Origin of the sequence: Halomonas sp. B23F22_20 (assembly GCF_043496985.1) — a bacterium.
Classification (GTDB): domain Bacteria; phylum Pseudomonadota; class Gammaproteobacteria; order Pseudomonadales; family Halomonadaceae; genus Halomonas.
Genome location: NZ_JBIEKH010000004.1, coordinates 106,435 through 128,656, shown reverse-complemented (window position 1 = coordinate 128,656; position 22,222 = coordinate 106,435). Strand labels below are relative to the sequence as shown.

The following is a 22,222-nucleotide window of genomic DNA, read 5'->3' as shown; positions in this document are numbered from 1 at the left end:
TCGCCCCGACGAATCCCTCGCTCAGGGCGTACCGGCTCGGGCCAGCATGTCGCCTCCGGCCAGCGGCCCCAGGGTATCCATCACCGCGATCAGCTTGTCGGCGTAGGCCGGGTCGGTGGCGTAGCCGCCGCGCTGCAGGGCACGCGCCGCCTGATCGGGCGTCACCGCCGCCGTGACGCCGGCATAGCGCGGGTTGTCGCCGATCAGCCGGGCATAGTCGGTGAAGGCCTCTGCGAAGGAGCCGTAGACGCGGAAGCGGTCGCGCACCGCCTGGCGCCGGCCGTCGATGACCTCGTGGGTCAGGATCTCGGTGGTCTCGCCCTGCCAGCGGCTGCCGGCCTTGATGCCGAACAGGTTATGGCTGTTACCGCCGTCGGCCGTGGCGATCTCGCGACGCCCCCAGCCGGTCTCCAGCGCCGCCTGGGCCAGGATCAGTTCGGCGGGCACGCCGGAGGCCCGGCTGGCCTCATGGGCCGGGGCGGCAAGCCGCGACACGAAGGCCTGGACATGATCCGGGCGCGAAACCTCGACGGATGCGACCTTCTCCGGCGATGCGTCGGCGACCACTGTCTGTAGCTCTTCCAGGAAACCGGTCGCGGCGGCAGCCTCATCCGGCGCCTCCGCGTCGGCATCCGAGCGCAAGGCATCCGTCAGCGGACGCGGCGTGCCGCGCGGGATACCGGCGATCAGCGCCTCGATATCCTGACCGCCGCCCGAGGCCTGGCGCTCGCCAAGCGATCCCTGGAGCTGCGAGACCAGCTGATCGGCCAGCCCCACGCCACGCTCGGCGACGGTCTGCGACCACTGCTTGTCGAGCAGCTCCTGATAAAAGTCGCCCTGGCGGCTGTCGAGCAGCCCCGATGACGGCACGGCATCGCGCATGCTCTTCATCATCATCTGCACGAACAGCGCTTCGAACTGCTTGGCCGCCCCCTCGAGCCCCTGGCCAGGCGCTCTGCTAGCGGTGTGCTTGAGGCGCTCGAGGCTCTGGATATCCAGGGCGAACTGGCCGCTCATGCCTCCGGGAGTGTCCAGGCTCATCAGATGATCTCCAGCTCGGCGCGCAGCGAGCCCGCTTCCTTGAGGGCCTCGAGGATCGACATCAGGTCATTCGGGGTGGCGCCCAGCGAGTTGAGCGCATCCACCACTTCGAGCAGGTCGGCGCCTTCGACGACCTTGAGGGTGCCCGGCTGCTGCTGGATGCTGACCTGGGTGTCCTGCACCACCACGGTGTCGCCGTCGGTGAAGGGATTGGGCTGGCTGACGCCGAAAGTGCTGTCGATGACGATCGACAGGTTGCCCTGTGCCACCGCCGCCCGATGCAGGGTCACCTGGCCATTGAGCACGATGGAACCGGTGCGCGAGTTGAGCACCACCTTGGCGGGCTCCTCGGTAGGCGTGACCTGGACGTTCTCGATGCGCGCCATGAAATTGACTCGGGCGTTGGCGTCACGGGGACCGTCGAGGGTGATGACCCGGGCGTTGCGCGCCGAGGCCACCACGCGGCCAAACTCCTGGTTGATGGCGCTGACGGCGCGCTGGGCGGTGCCGAAATCGTCCGTCTGCAGCTGCAGCTCGAGCAGCCCGCCGTTGGCACCCAGGTCGAGTGGCACGCCGCGCTCGACGGTGGCGCCGTTGGCGATCCGCCCACCGCTCTGTTGGTTGACCTGCACGCTGGAGCCGCCGCCCGACGCGCTGGCGCCGGCCACCAGCAGGTTGCCCTGGGCCAACGCATAGGTCGCACCATCGGCCCCCTTGAGCGGGGTCATCAGCAGGGTGCCGCCGCGCAGGCTGTCGGCGTTGCCCACCGAGGACACCACCACGTCGAGGTTCTGGCCCGGCCGGGCGAAGGGCGGCATCTCGGCGGTGACCATCACCGCCGCCACGTTGCGCAGCTGCATGTTGGTGCCGGGCGGCACGGTGATGCCCAGTTGGGACAGCATGTTGGTCAGGCTCTGGCCGGTGAAGGGCGCCTGGGTGGTGCGGTCGCCGGTGCCGTCGAGCCCGACCACCAGGCCATAGCCGACCAGGGCGTTGTCGCGCACGCCGGCGAAGCTGGCCATGTCACGCAGCCGTTCGGCTTGGGCCGGCAAGGCGACCAGTGCCAACAGGAACAGCGCCAGCCCACTGGCCAGCCAGGAAAATGCGCCGCACGCGCGTCGGGTGCCGGTCATCATGCCACTCACCTCAGAAGGGCGAAACGTTGAGGAAGAACCGCTGCAGCCAGCCCATGTGCTGCGCCTCGTTGATATAGCCGTCGCCGACGTACTCGATGCGCGCATCGGCCACCGAGGTGGAAGGCACGGTGTTCTCGCCGGTGATGTCTCGCGGATTGACGACCCCGCCGAAGCGGATGAACTCGGTGCCCTGGTTGATGGCGATCTGCTTCTCGCCGCGCACCCGCAGATTGCCGTTGCCCATCACGTCCACCACCGTCACCGTGATGGTGCCGGTGAAGGAGTTGTTGGCCTGCGAGCCGCCTCCGCCCTCGAAGTCGCTCTCGCCGGAGACGTCGAACCCATACTCGGCCAGGGTATCGAGGGCATCCGGCAGCTGGGCGAGCTCCAGGTTGGAGGAGCCGCTGCGATCGGCATTGGACTGGGAGTTCTTGCTGGCGCTGACCTGCTCGTCCAGCACGATGGTCAGGATGTCGCCCCGCATGCGCGGACGGCGATCCTCGAACAGCGGCTGATAGCCGCTGCGGGGCTGGTAGATGGCGCCGTTGGCACGGGCCATCGGTCGCTCGGGAATATCGATCCTCTCCTGCTCGCCGACCACCGAGGCATGGGGAATCTGCGCGCAGCCTCCCAGCACCACCAGTGCGCCCACCAGCAGCCAGCGCCATGTCCTGGCCAGGCTCGCCCCACTCATGCCATCACTCTCCGGTCCATCATCGTGTTCACAGCTGGGCCAGGCGCGCCAGCATCTCGTCGCTGGTCTTCACGGCCTTGCTGTTGATCTCGTAGGCGCGCTGGGTCTGGATCATGCTGACCATTTCCTTGACCACGTTGACGTTGGAGGTCTCGACGTAGTTCTGCAGCACCGTTCCGGTGCCGTTCATGCCCGGGATGTCCTCGTTGCGCGGCCCGGAGGAGGTCGTCTCGGCATACAGGTTGCCGCCCAGGCTCTCAAGGCCGGCGGGGTTGACGAAGCTCGAGAGGGTGATCTGCCCGACCTCCTGCTGTTCGCTGTCGCCCGGCACCTTCACCGACACGATGCCGTCCTCGCCGATATGCACCGAGAGGGCGTTGCGCGGGATGATGATCGCCGGCTCCATCGGATAGCCGTTGGCGGTGACCATCTGGCCGTTGGCGTCGAGCTGGAAGCTGCCGTCGCGGGTATAGGAGGTGGTGCCGTCCGGCATCAGCACCTGGAAGAAGCCCTTGCCCTCGATCGCCAGATCGCGGCTGTTGCCGGTCTCCTCGAGCCCGCCCTGGGTATGCAGCCGCTCGGTGGCCACCGGGCGCACCCCGGTACCGACCTGCATGCCCGACGGCAGCCGGTCCTGGGCATTGTTCTGGGCGCCGGGCTGACGCAGGTTCTGGTACAGCAGATCCTCGAATACCGCCCGGGACTGCTTGAAGCCGTTGGTGTTGACGTTGGCCAGGTTGTTGGAAATGACGTCCAGCTGCGTCTGCTGGGATTCCAGCCCGGTCTTGGCCGTCCATAGTGACTTGATCATCGGAAATTCCTCGTGTTGGCGACGGCTCAGCTCATGGACAGCAGGCGATCGGCCCGCTGCGCATTCTCGTCGACGGTGCTCATGACCTTGGTCTGCATCTCGTAGCGACGCGCCACGTCGATCATCGACACCATGGCGTCCACCGGGTTGACGTTGCTGCCCTCCAGGGCCCCGCTGACGAGCGTCGCGTCCTCATTGGCGGGCAGTGCGCCGGGAACGCCATCCTGATTGACGGGGCCACGGAACAGGCCATCCTCGCCGCGCGTGAGCCCCCCTTCGCCGGGCGTGACCAGCTTGAGGCGGCCCACCGTGACCAGGGCATCGGCATTCTGCCCCGGCGCGATGGCGCTGAGCGTGCCGTCGCTGCCCATCGACAGCTCGGCGCCCAGTGGCACCTGGATAGGGCCGCCTTCGCCGATCACCGGACGACCGGCACTGCGCAGCAGGCCGTCCCCGTCGACCTGGAGATCGCCACGACGGGTATAGGCCTCGCTGCCGTCGGGGGCCTGGACGGCGAGCCAGGCATCGCCCTGCATCGCCACGTCCAGGGTTCGACCGGTGCGATTCATGGGGCCCGGCGAGAAGTCGGCGCCGGGCGTGGTGGCGGCGACCGAGGCCCGGGTGTCCAGGCGCCCGTCGCCCTGCACCGGCACCGCGCGCATGGCCTCCAGCTGGGCACGGAAGCCGCTGGTGGAGGCGTTGGCCAGGTTGTGGCTGACCACCGCCTGCTGCTCCATGCTCTGCCGCGCGCCGCTCATGGCGGTATAGAGAATGCGATCCATGCGTCAGCTCCCGGGCTTAGCGGCTCAGGTTGATGGCGGCCTGCAGGACCTCGTCCTGGGTCGAGATGGTCTGGGAGTTGGCCTGGTAGGCGCGCTGGGTGACGATCATGTCCACCAGCTGCTTGGCCAGATCCACATTGGAGGTCTCGATGGCGCCGGAGTTGATAGCCCCCAGCATGCCGGTACCTGCTTCGCCCACCAGCTCCTGTCCGGAAGCACCGGTCGCCTTCCAGGCGTTATCGCCCACCGCCTCGAGCCCTTCCGGGTTGCGGAAGTTGGCCAGCACGATCTGCCCCGCCGCCACCGACTGCTCGTTGGTGTAATTGCGCATCACGGTGCCATCGTCTTCGATGGTGATGCCCACCAGGGCCCCCGAGGTATAGCCATCCTGGGTCAGGGACGTATTGGTGGAGTCGTTGGAAAACTGGGTGGTCCCCGCCAGGTCGAAATCGAAGTTCAGGTTGTCCGCCCCCGTCGCGATCTGGGCCGTCCCATCGTTGGCGTTGTCATAGGCCAGGTTGATGGGAGTATCGTCAGCCAGGGTGCCATCGGCATTGAAGGTCAGGGTTCCCTGCGACTGGACCGCACCTGCGGCATCGACGCTACCGGCCACGCCATTGATGGCCGTCGTGACGTCCCAGGCATTCGCCCCGGTCTTGGTAAAATAGGCGGTGACGTTATGCGCAGTGCCCAGGGAGTCGTAGACGGTATAGGAATTGGAGTAGTGATAGCTCACTTCTGCCGAGGTGGCCTGGGTCGCATCGGTGAACACCTGAGCCGTGTTCAGCTTACTGGCATCCGTCTCGTCGATGCTCGCATCGAGGTTATAGACCGCCTGGACGCCCGGGTTATCGCCGGTGCTGGTACCAGTCGCAAGGGCCGGCATGTCTGCGGACGGCACGTTCAGAGGCACAGGCTGGCCACCGGCCACTACCTGAGAGAAGGGATCGTTGGCATCGCTCAGCCCGTAGCCCATGACCCGCGCGCCCTGGGCATTCTCCAGAAAACCGTCGGCGGTCATGGTGAGCTGGCCGTTGCGTGAGTAGACCACCTCGCCTTCCTGCTGGAAGCGATAGAAGCCCTCGCCGCTGATCGCCAGGTCGAGATTGCGCCCGGTGTTCTCGATATTGCCGTCGCTGAAGTCCTGCAGGACGTTGGAGACCTTGGTACCCAGGCCGGTGCTGCCGGCGAAGACGTCGGCGAACTGGGCGCTGGAGCCCTTGTAGCCCACGGTCTGGGAGTTGGCGATATTGTTGCCCAGCACGTCGAGGCTGGAGGAGGCGGCATTCAGGCCGCTGAGCGCTTGTGAGAAACCCATGTCGTTATCCCTGCGTTATCGCATCATGAAATGTGGTGAGCCGACCCGCCCATCGAACCGGCCCCGGCGCATCACAGAATCTGCTTGATATCGGCGAGCCCCACCTGGCCGTAGACGGCGCCGAGGTCGAGCTGCACCTCACCGCCCTCGGTGGGCGGTGTGACACGGTTGACCACGGCATAGTTGAGGGCATCGACCGTCACCGGCTTGTCGTCCCGGGTCGCCTCGACGCGGAACTGGTAGGCGCCATCGGCCGCGGTCTCGCCGCCGCTGGTCTGGCCATCCCAGTTGAAGGACTGCACGCCGGCGTCCTGGGCGCCCAGCTCATAGCGGTTGATGACCTCGCCGGAGCCGTTGGTGACCGTCACGATGACCTCATCGGCCGGGGCCGAGAGTTCGATGCCCAGCGGGGTAGTGGTCACATCGCCCTCATCACTCTTGTCGAGCAGCACGCGATTGCCGGGCACCAGCACCCCCTGGCCGATCAGGCTGGTGGCCTGGAGCGTCTGGCCGGCATCGATCTGGTCCGTGATCGCCGACAGGGACTCGTTGAGCTCCTCGATGCCGCTGACGGTATTGATCTGGGCCAGCTGCGAGGTCATCTCCTCGTTCTTCATCGGGCTCAGCGGGTCCTGGTTCTGCAGCTGCGTCACCAGCATCGTCATGAAATTGTTGCGCAGTTCGTCCGACTGGCCGGCGCTCAGCGCGGCGCCGGAAGCGCCCTTGGCGCCGCTATTGAGCGCGTTCAGCACGCCGGAATCGATGGTCGTCGCCATGGGATCAGCCCTCGCCCAGGGTCAGGGTCTTGAGCATCAACTGCTTGTTGGTGTTCATGACCTCGACGTTGGCCTGATAGGAACGGGAAGCGGAGATCATGTTGGCCATCTCCGCCACGGGATCGACGTTGGGCATGTTCACGTAACCCTGCTCGTCGGCCAGCGGATGCTCGGGGCGGTACTCCTTGCGAAGCGCCGACGGGTCCTCGACCACCTCGCGAACCCCGACGCCGCCGATACCGTCGCGGGAGGCGGCACGGCTCTCGAACATCACCTGCTTGGCGCGATAGGCCTCGCCGTCGGGACCGGCCACGCTATCGGCGTTGGCCAGGTTGCTGGCGGTGACGTTCATGCGTTGCGACTGGGCGCTCATCGCCGAGCCGGAGATATCGAACACGGAAAACATCGACATGGATCCGCTCCTGGCTTATTCGGGTTGCATGGCCTTCTTGAGGCCCTGGATACGACTGGTGAGGAAATTCAGCGACGCCTGGTAGCGCACCGAATTGTCCGCGAAGGCGACGCGTTCGCGATCCATGTCGACGGTATTGCCATCGAGGCTCGGCTGCTCCGGCACCCGATAGAGCAGTTCTCGGTCCGGCGACGCCGGGGCCTTGCCGGCCAGATGACCGGCGTCGGTGCGGGACAGGTGCAGCCCTCCCGATGCGACCTGGCCGTGGCGGACCGCCTTGGCGAGCTCACCGGAAAAGTCCATGTCACGGGCCTTGTAGCCGGGGGTATCGGCGTTGGCGATGTTGCTGGCCAGGACCTTCTGGCGTTCGTGCCGCAGGCTCAGGGCCTGCTGGTGGAAGTTGAAGGCGGCTTCGAGCTGGTCGATCATCCGGTGCGCTCCGGAAAAGGAAATTCGTCGACGTTGGAGAATAGCCAGGGTGGTGTCATCCCAAAGGGCCGAACAGCCGACGATAGGTCGGCCATTTCACCGCCTTCCCATCGGATGCGGGCGCTAGACTGCAGCGAGGACCCCAAACCGCCGAGCGAGCCCATGTCCCGATCGCTGCTGCTTGCCTTGCTGCTGATACTGGTCGCGCCCCAGGGCCAGGCCGCCGATACGGCCATGCTAGAGCGGGTGCGTGCCTTCCTGGAAACCGAGGCCGCACCGCTGGGCGACGAGGTGCAGGTGACGCTTTATCCCCCCGCCGCCCAGTTTCCGACCTGCCGGCAGCCGGAGCCCTTCCTGCCAGACGCATCGCGGCCTCCGCTCGGTCGACTCTCGGTAGGGGTACATTGCGGAGAGGAAGGACGCCGGACGCGCTACCTGCAGGCCGAGGTGGCGGTGATCGGCCGCTACCTGGAAACCGCTCGGCAGATCGCCGCCGGCGAGCGGCTCACTCGCCATGACCTGGTGGAACGCCGCGGCGAGCTCAATCGCCTGCCCCGACAGGCACTGCGCGAAGCGGAACACATCATCGGCCAGGTGGCGCGGCGACCGCTGGCCGCGGGGCGGGTGATCCAGGCCTATCAGCTGCAGGCCCCGAGGCTGGTGCACCGCGGCGACCGGGTCACCCTGGTAGCCGGGGGGCAGGGCTTTCGCGTTACGCGCCAGGCCGAGGCCCTTTCGCCGGGCGGGCGCGGCGAACGCATCCGGGTACGGTTGGACGATCGCCGCATCCTCGAGGCGAGGGTCATTGGCCCGCGCCGGCTCGCCGTGGACGGCTAGGACGTCAGGCTGGAAGTCGGCCCCGCCGGGGGATTAAAGTTATGCCTCCATCCGCCGATAGCTCGGGTAACGCACCGCTCACGAGGCTATTCACCGTGAAAGTCGACAATCATCACCCCCTGCGCCCCGGACAGGTCGAGCCACGCGACCCGGCCCGCAAGTCCCAGGACGCACCGCCGGCGGCGGGCCAGGACGCGCCGGAATCGGCGACCATGACGCACCTTCGTCAGGCCGGCACCGACGCCAGCCACGATATCGATACCGCGCGGGTCGCCGAGCTGCGCGAGGCCATTCGCGAGGGACGTCTGGAGATCAATCCGGAACGCATTGCCGACGGCCTGATCGCCAGCGTCCAGGACCTGTTGGCCGATGGAGGCGACACCGAGTGAGCCTGCAACGCCTGCTCGACGATCAGATCAGTCGCCTGAACGACCTGAGCGGCCTGCTAGAGGATGAGCAGGCACTGCTGGTCGCTGGCGACATCGATGGCCGGCGACTCAACGAACTGGCCGCCGACAAGGCCGGCCTCCAGCAGGCGCTGGAAGACACCGAGACGCTGCGCGCCCGGGTCCAGCGCCAGTTGGGCTATCCCGAAGGCGTCGAAGGCGCGCGCCGGGCGGCCGAGGATGCGGGCTGTCACGAGGGTTGGCATGCCATGCTGGACAAGGCTCGGCACATCGCGCGCCTCAACGAGCGCAACGGGCGCCTGCTCGAGCTACGCATGCGCCACAACCAGCAGATGCTCGACTACATTCACCGCCTCGCCGATCCTGACGTCTACGCCGCCGACGGCCGTACCGGCCTCCAGCCACGGCGCCTCGACGCCCGCGCCTGACCAGCCAAGCAAGCCCCGAGCCTGATCAACCCGAGGCGGCGCGAGCCGCCCACCAGGCTTCCAGCGCTTCTGCCGATTGCGGCGCTCCCAACAGGCGCCCCTGAACCAGGGTCACCCCCAGCCGCCGGGCCGCCTCCAGCTGAGGCGCCGTCTCGACGCCGACCAGCACGCTCTCCAGGCACAGCACCTCGAGGCAGCGCAGCAGCGCCTCGAGGGCGTTCCCCACTTCGAGAGCATCGAGGGAATCCAGCAGCACCGGACTCAGCTTGACCCGGGACACCGGCAGGCTCGTCAGGTTGAGCAAGTCCAGGGGCCCCGTGCCGATATCGTTGATCGCCAACCCGACGCCAAGCCGCTGCAGCCGGCGCAGCAGGTGAGCCTGGGGCCCGGCGCGATCGATCAGACCCTGCTGGGCCAGTTCGAGGCACAGCCATCCCGGCTCGAGGCCCTGCTGTCGAAGGAAGACATCCAGCGGACGCCGGTCGAACACCGCCTGGTCGAGCAGATCGACATGCGCATTGACCGCCACACCGAGCTCGGCCAGTCGCGAACCGGCAGCCCGCCAGGCGGCCCGCTGAGCGATCGCCTCGGTGATGACCCAACGGTCCAGGCGTACCTGCTGACCAAGCTCGGCCACCGTCGGCAGGAAGTGCTCGGGCGTCAGCAGGCCGTCGCGCGGATGGCGCCAACGCACCAGGGCCTCCAGGCCCACGCAGCGGCCACTGCGCAGCTCGAGCTGGGGCTGGAACAGCAGCTGGAAATGCGACTCGGGCTCCAGCAGCGCGGCCTGAAGCTGCTGGCGGAAATCCAGCGACGCGGCAAGGCGCCGCCGCAGGCCGTCGTCGAAGAAGGCATAGCGCGACGGGCCGGCACGCCTCAAGGCCGATTCGGCGCTGGCCAGCAGCTGTTCCGGCGTTTCGCCGTCCTCGGGATGGATCGCAATGCCGATGGACAGGCTAGGCAGGAGCGCCCGTTCGTCGACCAACACCGGCGCTTCCATCGCTTCGAGGCAGCGCAGCGCCGCGGTCTGCAGTCCCTCGGGCGACAGCGGCGGCTCGATCAATACTCCCCAGCAGCCGGGCGCCAGCTTGGCGAGGCTGTCTTCGCGTCGCAGCGTGTAGGCCAGGCGCCGCCCGACGCGTCCACCCAGCTCGTCGTCATCCGCCGCGGCCGAGGCCACCGGACGTTCCAGGCGCAGCATCAGCAGGCCGACCTGCCCCTGCAACCGGTCGGCACGTTCCAGGGCATGGCGCAGGCGATCCTCGAATCGCCAGACGCTGGCCAGATAGGGGGGCGCTTCCGATGCCGCCGCGACCTTCTCAGGGGCCTCCCGGGGGTCGATAACGCTCAACAGGCGCAGGGCGTTCCCTGCTTCGGGCTCGACCGCTGAGACGGACACCAACACCAAACGCCCCAGATCCTGGCCTGGCTCCCGACTCGCGAGACGCACCTGCTGCCATCCCCTATCCAGTGACGCCAGGACATCACGCCGGGGAGCCAGAAAGTCAGGACAATCGAACAGATCCTCGATCGAGTGCCCTTCCAGGGCCTCATCGTGCCGGTCGAGCAAACGCCGAAACCCTGCACTAGCCCAGCGGATCAGCCCTTGGTCATCCACCAGCACCAACCCCACTGGGGCATGCTCAACGGCGAGCCGCGACAGTACCGCCGGCAAATAACGCACCGCCGACGTCGGCGGCCGTTCGCCCTGGTTGCCTGGTGGTTCCCTGCCGCTGCCCGTCATCGCTGCCGCCTCGAAGCGTCTGTGCCTGAACTCCGGATGTCGGCCGGATCAGGACATTCTTGAGTGCAAACCGCACAGCAGCTCCCCCTTTCTGCCCACGGCATCGTGCGGCACGGCAAAGCAGCGGATCGGTTCTCTCAGGCACAGTGTATCAGGCGATCTAATTAAATTGAGCGGCAGTTAACGTCAGGAAAGCCCTTCGATCTCTCCAGCCTCGTCCAGCCGCATGCCGGCGCTGGCCGGACGGCGCGGCATGCCAGGCATGCGCATGATGGCCCCGCACAGCACCACCACGAAGCCAGCCCCGGCGGCCAGCTCAGCCTCGCGAATCGGCAGCACATGACCGGTGGCCAGGCCGTTCATCTCGGGATCAGCGGCAAAGCTGTATTGCGTCTTGGCGATGCATACCGGCAGGTGGCCGTACCCCAGCGCCTCGTACTCCTCCAGCTGGCGGCGAGCCCGATCTTCCAGGCTGATGTCCGAGGCGCCATAGAGGCGAGTGGCGATCGCTCGCACCTTGTCCACCAACCCGGCATCGTCGGCATAGGTCAGGGTCGGCTCGGGCGCCGGCGCGTCGAGCAAGGCCGCCACTCGCTCGGCCAGCGCCTCGCTGCCGGCCGAGCCGTCCCGCCAGTGGCTGCTCACCGCCATCTCCACGCCCAGGGCGTCGCAGGCCTCGCGCAGCACGGCGTGTTCCTCGGCCGAATCCTGATCGAACTGGTTGACCGCTACCATCAGCGGTACGCCGAAGCCGCGCAGGTTCTCGACGTGGCGAGCGAGGTTGGCGGCGCCTCGTCGCACCGCCTCGGGGTCGGGCGCGCCCAGGGCCTCGCGGGCCACGCCGCCGTGCATCTTGAGGGCGCGCAGGGTGGCGACGACCACCACGGCGCTGGGCGCCAGGCCGGCCTGGCGACACTTGATGTTGAAGAACTTCTCGGCGCCCAGATCGGCGCCGAAGCCGGCCTCGGTGACGACCACGTCGGCCAGGGCCAGCGCCGAGCGGGTGGCCATCACCGAGTTGCAGCCATGGGCGATGTTGGCGAAGGGCCCGCCGTGGACAAAGGCCGGGGTATGTTCGAGGGTCTGCACCAGGTTGGGGGCCAGGGCCTGCTTGAGCAGCGCCGCCATGGCGCCATCGGCCTTGAGGTCTCGCGCGAGGACCGGCGCCCCGTCACGGGTGCGCGCCACCACGATCTCGCCGAGGCGCCGCTGCAGGTCGGCAAGATCCCGGGCCAGGCACAGGATCGCCATGATCTCGGACGCCGCGGTAATGTCGAAGCCGTCGCTGCGCGGCACGCCCTGCCCACCCTGGCCGACGGTCAGGTGGCGCAGGGCCCGGTCGTTCATGTCCATCGCCCGCTTCCAGGTGATGCGCTCGGGGTCGAGATTCAGCTCGTTGCCCCAGTGGAGATGATTGTCGATCAACGCGGCCAGCAGGTTGTGGGCGCTGGTGATGGCATGGAAGTCGCCGGTGAAGTGCAGGTTGATGTCCTCCATGGGAATCACCTGCGAGCGGCCGCCGCCGGCGGCGCCGCCCTTCATACCGAAACAGGGCCCCAGCGAGGGCTCGCGCAGGCAGATGGCGGCACGATGACCGAGCCGGGTCAGCCCGTCGCCGAGCCCTACGGTGGTGGTGGTCTTGCCCTCGCCGGCGGGCGTCGGGGTGATGGCCGTCACCAGCACCAGCTTGCCCCGAGAGCGCTCGGCCAGGCCATCGGTGAAGGCGTGGGGAAGCTTGGCCTTGTCGTGGCCGAAAGGCAGCAGCTGCGAGGCCTCGATGCCGAGCCGTGCCGCCACTTCGGCGATGGGCCGGGGCGCGACCGCCCGCGCGATGACGATATCCGGCGAACCGGGAGCCGGCCAATCGGGAGGGGGCGCCGCCTCCAGCGACACGGATTCCTGCGCCAGGGGTTCGTCGTCGCGCCACGGCATGTAGTCGGTCATCTCGCCCTCCCGCGAGGCACCGCCGCCGGCGGCGCCTTCGTCCTGAGTCCACGCCTTCCTGGAAAGCGTGGAACGCCTCGGGGGAGTACGGCATTCCGGTTACGACGCTGGCATAGTCGAAACGGACATCCGCTGACATGCACCACCATGACCATGCCCGTGTCATGCGAGAGGGCAGCAGGCAGCAAGGCGCTAGACGGGAACCCAGCCTCCCTGTGCATGAGAGGCTTCAATGGCGTCGATCATTCGATTGACTCGCCAGGCTTCACGGAAATCCGGATAGAGGGGCTTGCCGGAAACGATGCCCTCGATCAGGTCGCGCACCTCGATGATCTTCTGATCGTTGTAACCAAGACCATGACCGGGAGCAGGACTGAAGGCCGCATAATCCGGATGCTCGGGGCCCATCAACAGCGTGCGAAACCCCTGGCGGCCCTCGGGCCCCTCGCGCTGGTAGAGCTGAAGCTCACTCATGCGCTCCTGGTCGAAGACGATGCTTCCCTTGGTACCGGTGACGGTGTAAGCCAGGCCCATCTTGCGCCCGGTGGCCACCCGCGAGGTCTCGATATTGCCAATCAAGCCGCCGTCGAAGCGCAGTAGCGCCTGAGCCTGATCGTCGTTTTCCACGTCACCAAGACCGCCGCTGCCGTCCGCCAATGGGCGCTTTGGAATCACCGTCTGCAACTGACCGAAGACCTCCTGGATGCGTTGCCCGGTGAGATATTCCGCCATATTGAGGATATGCGAACCCACATCGCCCAGGGCCCCCGCCCCGGCGGTGCCACGGCGCGTGTGCCAATCGAGGGGCTTGGCCGGGTCGGCTAGGTAGTCCTCGTTGTGGCGGCCTCGAAAGTGAATCAGCTCGCCGATTTCACCGCTGTCGATAATCTCTCGGGCCAGTTGGGTGGCCGAATTGCGGATATAGTTGAAGCCCACGAGGGTCCTGACGCCGGCCTGCTCGGCGGCCTCTACCATCTCCCGGGCATCGTCGGCCGAAAGAGCCAGCGGTTTTTCGGTGTAGACATGCTTGCCCGCCGCGATGGCGGCCAAGGCCATCTCCTTGTGCAGGAAATTGGGCGCGCAGATATCGACCACATCCACATCCGGATCCTTGACTAAGGTCCTCCAATCACCGGTAGCGCGGGCGAAGCCCAGTTCCCGCGCCTTTCGAACGGCCTGTTCGTCATCGACCTCGGCCAGCAGATCGCAGACCGGGAGGGCTGGCAGGGAAAAGACAGTGGGCGCCGCCTTGAGAGCGATGGCATGGGCCTTGCCCATGAAGCCAGTACCAATCAAACCAAACGAAAGATCTGCCATCCCGTCGTCCTTACATGGCATGGCGAGGCCGGACCTCTCGGCCCGACGCCGCACGGGTAGTAGGTTGGCGTAGCTTAGAGAGTCGGCATGGTGAAGTGGTTGGTCTCTTCGCGGATGCCGCTCGGCCAGCGCTGGGTGATGGTCTTCATGCGGGTGTAGAAGCGCACACCGTCGGGGCCGTGCATGTGCAGCGGGCCGAACAGCGAGCGCTTCCAGCCGCCGAAGCTGTGGAAGGCCATGGGCACCGGGATCGGCACGTTGACGCCGACCATGCCGACCTGGATCTGCTCGCAGTATTGGCGCGCGGCATCGCCGTCGCGGGTGAAGATGGCGGTGCCGTTGCCGTACTCGTGGTCATTGATCATCGCCACCGCGTCGTCGAAGCTCGCCGCCCGGGCGATGGCCAGCACCGGCCCGAAGATCTCCTCGGAATGGATGCGCATGCCCGGGGTGACGCGGTCGAACAGGGTGCCACCGACGAAGTAGCCGTCGCCGGCACCGTCGATCACCGCCTCACGGCCGTCGACCACCAGCTCGGCGCCCTCGTCCACCCCGGCCTGGATATAGCCCTTGACCTTCTCCAGGTGCTCGCGGGTGACCAGCGGGCCCATGTCGTTGTCGGGCCCCTCGACGAGGCCCGGGCCGACGCGCAGCTTGCCGAGCGCTTCGACGAGCTTGGCGCGCAGCCGCTCGGCGGTCTCCTCGCCCACCGGCACGGCCACCGAGATCGCCATGCAGCGCTCGCCGGCGGAGCCGTAGGCCGCGCCCATCAACGCGCTCACCGCCTGGTCGAGGTCGGCGTCGGGCATCACCACCATGTGGTTCTTGGCCCCGCCCAGCGCCTGGACGCGCTTGCCATGCGCCGAGGCGGTGGCATAGATATATTCGGCGATCGGCGTGGAGCCGACGAAGCTCACCGCCTGGACACGCTCGTCGGTGAGCAGCACGTCGACCGATTCCTTGTCGCCGTTGACCACGTTGAACACGCCGTCGGGCAGTCCGGCCTCGCTGAGCAGCTCGGCCAGGCGCATCGGCGTGGACGGGTCCTTCTCGGACGGCTTCATGATGAAGGTATTGCCGCAGGCCAGGGCGATGGGGAACATCCACATCGGCACCATGGCCGGGAAGTTGAACGGCGAGATGCCGGCGCACACACCCAGCGGCTGCATCATCGAGTAGCTGTCGACGCCGGTGCCGACGTTCATCGAGTGCTCGCCCTTCTGCAGGTGCGGGATGCCGCAGGCGAACTCGACCACCTCCAGGCCGCGGGTCACCTCGCCCTTGGCGTCGGAGAACACCTTGCCGTGCTCGCGGGAGATCATCGCGGCCAGCTCGTCGGCGTGTTCTTCGACCAGCGCCTTGAACGTGAACATGATACGCGAGCGCTTGAGCGGCGAGAGCTTCGACCAGCCGGCGAAGGCCGCCTCGGAGGAGGCGATCGCCTCGCGGGTCTCGTCGGCGGAGGCCAGGGCGACCTGGGCGCTCTGCTCGCCGGTGGCGGGATTGTAGACCGGGGCGAAGCGTTCGCTGCGCCCGTCGACGTGGCGGCCGTTGAGATAGTGGTGAATCTGGTTCATGACGTTACCTTCTGGTGCTTATTGCTCGATGGTGAAGCCGGCCCCTTCGGCCAGGGAACGCAGGTTGTCGTAGCCCAGGCGGGCATAGGTCAGCGGGTTGGCGACCTGCGGGTCCTGCTCGGCCTCCACCACCAGCCAGCCCCGGTAGCCGGTCTCGCGGAGATGCTCGAGGGCGGGCAGGAAGTCGATATCGCCGTCGCCGGGCACGGTGAACATGCCGTCGAGAACCCCGTCCAGGAAGCTCTTGTCGCGATTGCGCACCGCCTCGCGCACCGGGAGGCGCATGTCCTTGCAGTGCACGTGCTTGATGCGCGAGGCATAGCGCTGGGCGATGGCCAGCGGGTCGCCGCCGGCGCCCACCAGGTGGCCGAAGTCGAGCAGCAGCCCCACCGAGTCGCGGGTGTTGTCCATCAACCGCTCCACGTCGGCCTGGCTCTCCACCACCGTGCCCAGGTGATGGTGATAGGCCAGGTGAACCCCCTGCTCCTTCAGGTAGTCACCGACCACGTTCAGCCCCTCGGTGAGGCGATGCCAGTCGGCGTCGCTGAGGTGCGGCCGGCGGGACAGCGGAGTGCCCTGGTCGCCGTGGACGCAGCGGGAGACCTCGCAGAACACCATCGCCGTGGCCCCGCACTGCTTGAGCAGTTCGAGGTGATCCTTGAGCGCCTCGATCTCCTCCTCCGGGCTGCGCTCCAGCAGCCGGCTGGAATACCAGCCGGAGACCAGCGACAGGTCGTGTTCGCCCAGCACCCGGGACAGGGCATCCGGGGTGCGCGGAAACTTGTGGCCCAGCTCGAAGCCACTGAAGCCGGCCACACGGCCCTCCGAAAGACATACCTCGAGCGGGGTGTCACCGCCCAGGCTCGGCAGGTCGTCGTTGGTCCAGGTCAGGGGGTTGATTCCCAGGCGTACGGTGGACATGGGCTTGCTCCTGTCAGGCGGCCGCAAGGCCTGCCTGGATGGTTCGTAAAAGTGGAGAGAGTCGGCAACGAGGCTGGCCGTTCAGCGATGCTGGCCCCGCTTGGCCTCGCGATAGCCTTGGTAGGCCTTATGTACTTGCTCGCGTGAGGACACTTCCGGTACGGCCACCTCCCACCAGGCGCCACCTTCGGCGGTACTGGGCAGAGGGTCGGTATCCAGGGTAAGGACGTAGGTACTGTCCGCCTGGCGCGCCCGAACCAGCGCCTGCTCCAGCTCGGCGATGCCGCGAACGCGCTCGGCCCGGCATCCCAGAGAACGAGCGTGGGCGGCGAAATCGGTCTTGGGAGCTCCTTCTGGGGCCGTGCGGCAGTCCTCGAGCAGATTATTGAAGCCGGCGCCGCCGGTAGCCTGCTGAAGGCGGTTGATACACCCGAACCCTCGATTGTCGAGCACCACCACGATCAGCTTGTGGCCCAGCATCACCGAGGTAGCGAGCTCCGAGTTGTGCATCAGATAGGAGCCATCGCCCACCATCACGAACACCTCGCGTTCTGGATGAGCCATCTTCACGCCCAACCCGCCTGCGATCTCGTAGCCCATGCAGGAGTACCCGTATTCCACGTGGTAGCTTCCAGGCCCGGCACACTGCCAAAGCTTGTGCAGCTCGCCTGGCAGGCCTCCGGCAGCACAGACCACGGTGCCATCCTCACCGGACTGACGATTCACGGCCCCGATCACCTGGGCATCGGTGGGCAGCTCGCGCCCCTCATCGGCGGTGACCCTTGCCACCACCTGGGTCCAGTCGCGCTTCAGGCCCCCGGCCTTTTCCCGCCAGGCATCGTCGGTGCGCCAGCCGTCCAGGCCTGCCGACAGCGCAGCAAGGCCATCCCTGGCATCCCCGACAACCGGCATAGCATGGTGCTTGTGGCTATCGAAGCGCCCCACGTTCAGCGCCACCAGCGTCAGCTCATCGCGCTCGAAGAGCGCCCGTGACCCGGTGGTGAAATCCTGCAACCGGGTGCCGATGGCAAGAATCAGGTCCGCCTGCTCGGCCAGGCGATTGGCCGCCTCGCTACCGGTAACGCCGATGGCCCCCATCGCCATGGGATGAGCATCGGGCAAAGCCCCCTTGCCGGCCTGGGTCTCGGCCACCGGCACCCCATGAGTCCGAGCGAACTCGGCGAGCCGCTCACAAGCCCCAGCGTAATGCACCCCTCCGCCGGCGATGATCAGCGGGCGCTCGGCGCGAGCCAGGGCGCTAAGGGCTTCTTCCAGCTCTCGGGGGTCGGGCTGTGGGCGACGGATGCGATGTACCCGAGGTGCGAAGAAACTTTCCGGGAAGTCGTGGGCGAAGGTCTGGACGTCCTGGGGCAACGCGAGTGTCGCCGGCCCGCAATGCTCCGGGTCGAGCAACGTGGCGATGGCCTGGGGCAGGCTGGTCAGCAGCTGCTCGGGCCGGGTAATGCGATCGAAATAGCGAGATACCGGGCGAAAGCAGTCATTGACCGTAATGGTCGGATCCCCGAAGTGCTCTACCTGCTGCAGCACAGGATCGGGGTCGCGGGTCGCGAAGGTATCGCCGGGCAGCAGCAGAACCGGAAGTCGGTTGGCGTGCGCCAAGCCTGCGGCAGTGACCATGTTGGTCGCCCCCGGGCCGATGGAGCTGGTCGCGGCCATCAACCGGCGCCGACCGTGTGCCTTGGCGAACGCGATGGCGGCATGCGCCATGGTCTGCTCGTTGTGCGCGCGGAACGTCGGCAATGCCTCGCGAGCATGGTAGAGGGCCTCACCCAGGCCGGACACATTGCCGTGGCCGAAGATCGCGAAGACGCCTTCGAAAAGCGGGAACTCCTGGCCCTGATCCTCGATGCGCTGTGCCGCCAGGTATCTGACCAGCGCCTGGGCCATGGTGAGTCGAATGGTGCTCATGACAGGACATCCTCTGCAGTGGGCTGGGCGGCGCGCAGCCGTTGCCATTCCTCGATCAGTTCGGCGTAGTTGCCGGCGACCTTGTCGATCAGTTGGGCATCGTCTATCGCGCCGGCCAGCCACTCGCGACTGGGCCCGGCGAACAGGGTGCGGCCCACGGTGAAGCCCTTGCACTGAGGATGGCGGGCGGCGGCCGCGAAGCCCCGCTTCATGTCGTCCATGGGCGCGTCCAGTCCCAGCAGCACCACGCCGCGGCAGTGCGGATCCTGCTCCTCGATCGCCTGACAGACCGCGTCCCAGGCGGTGTCGGACATGGACGGCAGCTTCCACCAGTCGGGCCGGATGCCCAGGTTGTAGAAGCGCAGCAGCGAGCGCGACAGGGTCCGGTCATCGACCCCACGTTGATTGGGCGGAATCACCTCGATCAGCAGTTCCAGGTGGTTGGCACAGGCCGCCTGATACAGCTGACGCAGGCGGGCCTCCTGTTCGAGCCGCAGCGAAACCGGGTCGTCCGGGTGATAGAACACCAAACACTTGATGATGTGTTCCGCCGGCCAGTGGCGCAGTTCACTGCCCAGATCGTCGCCATGCTGGAAGTGCAGCGGCCGGGAGCTCGGCAGCTCCACCGGGCGGCCGATCCACCAGCCTTTGCCGGTGGCGTCGTTCAGCGCATCCTGGCCGAAGACGTCGTCGACCAGGATCGCCGGCTTGGTGAGCCCGGTGCGGCGGGCGCCCTCCTCGGCGGCGCGGACCAGCAGTTGCTTGAGCACCGGGATGCGTGCCGGATCGGCCTTGACGTCGCGAGCCATGTCGGTGAGCTGGCGACGATGGTCGAAGGCCAGGCCGCAGACCTGGGGCCAGTCGGCGGGGGACCGGGTGGTGACCCGATGCAGGTGATTGAGGCGCTCGTCCTGATCGGGGCGCGGCACCGTGGCACGGCGGTCCAGGTAGTCGAACAGTTCTTCCTCGGTGGGCATGGCCGGGGCGCAACCGTGGCGCGAGACCACCAGGGCGCCGCAGGCGTTGGCGTAGCTGGCGCTGGTCTCCCAGCTTTCGCCGCGCAGCCAGCCCCGGAGCAGGCCGCTCATGAAGGCGTCGCCGGCGCCCAGCACGTTGAGCACCTCGACCTTGACGCCCTCTACCAGGATGCCGTCCTCGATGCGATCGGGAATCTCGCCCTCGAAGACCACGCAGCCCAGGGCACCGAGCTTGCACACCAGGGTGGCACCGCTGACCCGGCGCACCGCCCGCAGGGATTCCAGGGTGTCGGTGCTGCCGCCGGCGATGTGGAATTCTTCCTCAGTGCCGACGATCAGGTCGAAGTCGCCGAGCCAGGCCTGGAGGTCGTCGGTCACCTTGTCGTCGGCGATAAAGCGAGTCTCACCATCGCCGGGAGTGGTCAGGCCCCACAGCACCGGGCGGTAGTCGATGTCCAGCACCCGCTTGACGCCGTGCTCGGCGGCGGCGTCCAGCGCCTTGCGGCAGGCCCGCGCGGTGGTCTCGGTGGACAGGTGAGTACCGGTGATGGCCAGCGCCTTGGCGCGGGCGATGAAGGCCGGATCGATGGCCTCGGCGTCGATAGCCATGTCGGCACAGTCGCGGCGATAGAACAGCAGCGGAAAGCTGTCGCGATCCTTGAGTGCCAGCAGCACCAGGCCGGTGTGGCGCTCGGGGTCAGTCTGCAGCGCGCTGGTATCGACGCCCACTCGCTCAAGCTCCTCGCGCACGAAGCCGCCCATCTGCTCGTTGCCGACCCGCGAAAGCATCGCCGACTTGAGCCCCAGGCGCGCGGTGCCGTAGGCCATGTTCCCGGAGCTGCCGCCCAAATACTTGGCAAAGCTCGAAACGTCTTCCAGGCGGCTGCCGAGCTGCTCCGAGTAGAGGTCGACGGCGACGCGGCCCAGGCAGATCAGATCCAGAGGTCTGTTGTTGGTATTTGCTTCTTGCATATCGTCTCTCCGCGTCGCGATTGAGTCGCGCCTAATCCCGAGAAGGTGACGTGGTGGAACACTGCCTCGGCGCTACGACGCTATTTCCGATCAGTGATCAAAGGGTGAAAGCATCCTTGAAACGCTGAAGGGCCAGTTCATCCTCTTCTGATGCCCACCCTTCCAGACCGACGGTGCCTCGATAGCCCATGTCGTTCAGCGCCCGAGCGATGGCCGGATAGTGAATCTCTCCGCTGCCCGGTTCACAGCGGCCCGGCACATCGGCGACCTGAATCTCGCCGATATAGGGTGCGGAGCGGCGCAGCAGCTCGATCAGGTTCCCCTCGCCGATCTGGGCGTGATAGAGATCCAGCATCATCCTCACCTCCGGGCGCTCGACGCTGGCCACCAACTCCAGCACGTCCTCGGCACGGGCAAAGGGCACGCCAGGATGGTCGACGACGGTGTTGAGGTTCTCCAACACAAAGGTCACGCCATGTTCCTCACCCAGGTCAGCCAGTCGATTGAGCGTGTCGTGAGCCCGAATCCACATCGCTCCCGACACCTGGCTGGCCGGCTTGACCGGCAGTCCTTTTCCATCCAGCCCGGTGCCATGAAGGTTGAGGCGAGGAATACCCAGTTGCTTGGCCACGGTGATCGATTCTCGGGCTGTCTGTACCAGACGATCGGCCCCCTCCTTGTCCGCCAGGGCTCCCTCGATATAGCCGGTCATTGAGGAGAAGGTGGCTCCCGTACGCTCCAGAGCCTGGATGTCATGGCGAGTCCAGTCCCAGATTTCCACCTGGAAGCCCAGGGCATCGATCCGCCTGACCCTTTCGGTAATCGGCAGGTCGTAAAACAGCATTTCGGCACAAGCCGCCAGGGTGAAGGGTGTCGCATCATGGCGTTCCATCATGGCTGCCGTACTCCTCTCACTGACCGGCCGCAAGGCGAGTATTCGAGGTATCGGTTTCCTCGATGTCAGTGTTCTGCTCGCTATCGTTGCGCTGGAACTCGGCCAGTTCGGCATCCAGGCTCTCCAGCTCTGCACCGCCTGCCATCATGTTCAGCACCTCTTCGCGAGATATGTTTTCCTTGCGGAAAGTCCCGAGACTGCCGCCACGTTTGAGCAGGGTGAAGGCATCCGCTACCGGATAGGCATGATGAACGTTATGGGTGATGAATATCACCGCCAAGCCATCGGCTCGAGCCTTGGCAATGTAGCGCAGCACCACCGATGCCTGCTTGACCCCCAGTGCCGAGGTGGGCTCATCGAGGATCAACACCTTGGCGCCGAAATAGACCGCCCGGGCGATCGCGACACATTGCCGCTCACCGCCAGATAACGTACCCACCGGCTGGCTGGGATCCCGCACGTCAATCCCGATCCTGGCCATCTCCTGCTTGGCGATACGATCGGCCAGTTTCCAGTCGATGCGCTTGAACGGCCCCCAGCCCACCGTGGGTTCGCGCCCCATGAAGAAGTTCCGGGTGATCGACATCAGAGGGATCATCGCCAGGTCCTGAAAAACCGTGGCAATACCGGCATCGAGCGCATAGGCCGGCGACTTGAATCGGGCCGGCTCTCCCCCCAGCAGCATCTCGCCGTGAGTCGGCTGATGGACACCCGAAAGGGTCTTGATCAGTGTCGACTTGCCGGCACCATTGTCGCCCAGCAGGCACATGACCTCACCGGAATGGACTTTCACTGAAATATCACTCAGGGCGATGACACTGCCGAAGTGTTTGCTGACGTTGCGCATCTCGATCATAGGCGTACGTTCGCTCATT

21 protein-coding genes are annotated in these 22,222 nt (G+C 66.7%); 3 read left to right on the top strand and 18 right to left on the bottom strand.

Annotated elements, in window-relative coordinates; all coding sequences use genetic code 11:
* Window positions 1-21 precede the first annotated feature (21 nt).
* The 9 genes from flgJ to flgB all read right to left on the bottom strand — a co-directional run bounded on the left by flgJ (window position 22) and on the right by flgB (window position 7,399).
* Window positions 22-1,041: a flagellar assembly peptidoglycan hydrolase FlgJ gene (gene flgJ / locus ACGTN6_RS04155; RefSeq protein ID WP_394589999.1), complete on the bottom strand. Its 1,020-nt coding sequence runs from the start codon at window positions 1,039-1,041 to the stop codon at window positions 22-24.
* Entirely contained in the window at window positions 1,041-2,063 is a 1,023-nt protein-coding gene (locus ACGTN6_RS04150) for a flagellar basal body P-ring protein FlgI (protein WP_394590116.1), read from the bottom strand. The genes flgJ and ACGTN6_RS04150 overlap by 1 nt, the downstream gene beginning before the upstream one ends.
* A 124-nt stretch (window positions 2,064-2,187) precedes the next feature.
* A complete protein-coding gene (locus ACGTN6_RS04145) occupies window positions 2,188-2,871 on the bottom strand; it encodes a flagellar basal body L-ring protein FlgH (protein WP_394589998.1) in 684 nt (227 codons plus the stop codon).
* Window positions 2,872-2,899: 28 nt separating this feature from the next.
* The gene (gene flgG, locus ACGTN6_RS04140) at window positions 2,900-3,682 is read right to left on the bottom strand and encodes a flagellar basal-body rod protein FlgG (RefSeq protein WP_183386755.1); all 783 of its coding nucleotides are present in this window, start codon (window positions 3,680-3,682) and stop codon (window positions 2,900-2,902) included.
* Window positions 3,683-3,708: 26 nt separating this feature from the next.
* Window positions 3,709-4,464: a flagellar basal body rod protein FlgF gene (locus ACGTN6_RS04135; protein WP_394589997.1), complete on the bottom strand. Its 756-nt coding sequence runs from the start codon at window positions 4,462-4,464 to the stop codon at window positions 3,709-3,711.
* Between the two features lie 16 nt (window positions 4,465-4,480).
* A complete protein-coding gene (gene flgE / locus ACGTN6_RS04130) occupies window positions 4,481-5,782 on the bottom strand; it encodes a flagellar hook protein FlgE (RefSeq protein WP_394589996.1) in 1,302 nt (433 codons plus the stop codon).
* A gap of 71 nt (window positions 5,783-5,853) precedes the next feature.
* Complete coding sequence (locus tag ACGTN6_RS04125) at window positions 5,854-6,558, bottom strand: flagellar hook assembly protein FlgD (protein ID WP_394589995.1); 705 nt, start codon at window positions 6,556-6,558, stop codon at window positions 5,854-5,856.
* 4 nt (window positions 6,559-6,562) lie between these two features.
* On the bottom strand, window positions 6,563-6,970 hold the full coding sequence (gene flgC / locus ACGTN6_RS04120) for a flagellar basal body rod protein FlgC (protein WP_183386751.1): 408 nt from the start codon (window positions 6,968-6,970) through the stop codon (window positions 6,563-6,565).
* A 15-nt stretch (window positions 6,971-6,985) separates the two neighbouring features.
* Window positions 6,986-7,399 (bottom strand): flagellar basal body rod protein FlgB, encoded by a 414-nt coding sequence (gene flgB, locus ACGTN6_RS04115; RefSeq protein ID WP_394589994.1) that lies wholly within the window; start codon window positions 7,397-7,399, stop codon window positions 6,986-6,988.
* Between the two features lie 162 nt (window positions 7,400-7,561).
* Between flgB and flgA the strand changes: the two genes are divergently transcribed.
* The 3 genes from flgA (at window position 7,562) to ACGTN6_RS04100 (ending at window position 9,071) form a co-directional block, all read left to right on the top strand.
* A complete protein-coding gene (gene flgA / locus ACGTN6_RS04110) occupies window positions 7,562-8,236 on the top strand; it encodes a flagellar basal body P-ring formation chaperone FlgA (protein WP_394589993.1) in 675 nt (224 codons plus the stop codon).
* 95 nt (window positions 8,237-8,331) lie between these two features.
* A complete protein-coding gene (gene flgM, locus ACGTN6_RS04105) occupies window positions 8,332-8,625 on the top strand; it encodes a flagellar biosynthesis anti-sigma factor FlgM (protein WP_394589991.1) in 294 nt (97 codons plus the stop codon).
* A complete protein-coding gene (locus ACGTN6_RS04100; protein WP_394589990.1) occupies window positions 8,622-9,071 on the top strand; it encodes a flagella synthesis protein FlgN in 450 nt (149 codons plus the stop codon). Before flgM ends, ACGTN6_RS04100 begins: the two co-directional genes overlap by 4 nt.
* Before the next feature lie 25 nt (window positions 9,072-9,096).
* Here ACGTN6_RS04100 and ACGTN6_RS04095 read toward each other — a convergent pair whose 3' ends face one another.
* From ACGTN6_RS04095 to ACGTN6_RS04055, 9 genes are all read right to left on the bottom strand, one after another.
* On the bottom strand, window positions 9,097-10,815 hold the full coding sequence (locus tag ACGTN6_RS04095; RefSeq protein WP_394589989.1) for an EAL domain-containing protein: 1,719 nt from the start codon (window positions 10,813-10,815) through the stop codon (window positions 9,097-9,099).
* Between the two features lie 186 nt (window positions 10,816-11,001).
* Complete coding sequence (locus tag ACGTN6_RS04090) at window positions 11,002-12,759, bottom strand: formate--tetrahydrofolate ligase (protein WP_394589988.1); 1,758 nt, start codon at window positions 12,757-12,759, stop codon at window positions 11,002-11,004.
* Window positions 12,760-12,951: 192 nt separating this feature from the next.
* The gene (locus tag ACGTN6_RS04085; RefSeq protein ID WP_394589987.1) at window positions 12,952-14,076 is read right to left on the bottom strand and encodes a Gfo/Idh/MocA family protein; all 1,125 of its coding nucleotides are present in this window, start codon (window positions 14,074-14,076) and stop codon (window positions 12,952-12,954) included.
* A gap of 74 nt (window positions 14,077-14,150) precedes the next feature.
* On the bottom strand, window positions 14,151-15,653 hold the full coding sequence (locus ACGTN6_RS04080; RefSeq protein ID WP_394589986.1) for a CoA-acylating methylmalonate-semialdehyde dehydrogenase: 1,503 nt from the start codon (window positions 15,651-15,653) through the stop codon (window positions 14,151-14,153).
* 18 nt (window positions 15,654-15,671) lie between these two features.
* Window positions 15,672-16,574 (bottom strand): myo-inosose-2 dehydratase, encoded by a 903-nt coding sequence (iolE, locus tag ACGTN6_RS04075; RefSeq protein ID WP_394589985.1) that lies wholly within the window; start codon window positions 16,572-16,574, stop codon window positions 15,672-15,674.
* Window positions 16,575-16,655: 81 nt separating this feature from the next.
* A complete protein-coding gene (iolD, locus tag ACGTN6_RS04070) occupies window positions 16,656-18,503 on the bottom strand; it encodes a 3D-(3,5/4)-trihydroxycyclohexane-1,2-dione acylhydrolase (decyclizing) (protein WP_394589984.1) in 1,848 nt (615 codons plus the stop codon).
* A complete protein-coding gene (locus tag ACGTN6_RS04065) occupies window positions 18,500-20,452 on the bottom strand; it encodes a bifunctional 5-dehydro-2-deoxygluconokinase/5-dehydro-2-deoxyphosphogluconate aldolase (protein ID WP_394589983.1) in 1,953 nt (650 codons plus the stop codon). The genes iolD and ACGTN6_RS04065 overlap by 4 nt, the downstream gene beginning before the upstream one ends.
* A gap of 97 nt (window positions 20,453-20,549) precedes the next feature.
* Complete coding sequence (locus ACGTN6_RS04060) at window positions 20,550-21,347, bottom strand: TIM barrel protein (RefSeq protein ID WP_394589982.1); 798 nt, start codon at window positions 21,345-21,347, stop codon at window positions 20,550-20,552.
* Window positions 21,348-21,363: 16 nt separating this feature from the next.
* Window positions 21,364-22,221, bottom strand: a complete 858-nt coding sequence (locus ACGTN6_RS04055; protein ID WP_394589980.1) for an ATP-binding cassette domain-containing protein — start codon at window positions 22,219-22,221, stop codon at window positions 21,364-21,366.
* Between the last annotated feature and the right edge of the window lies 1 nt (window position 22,222).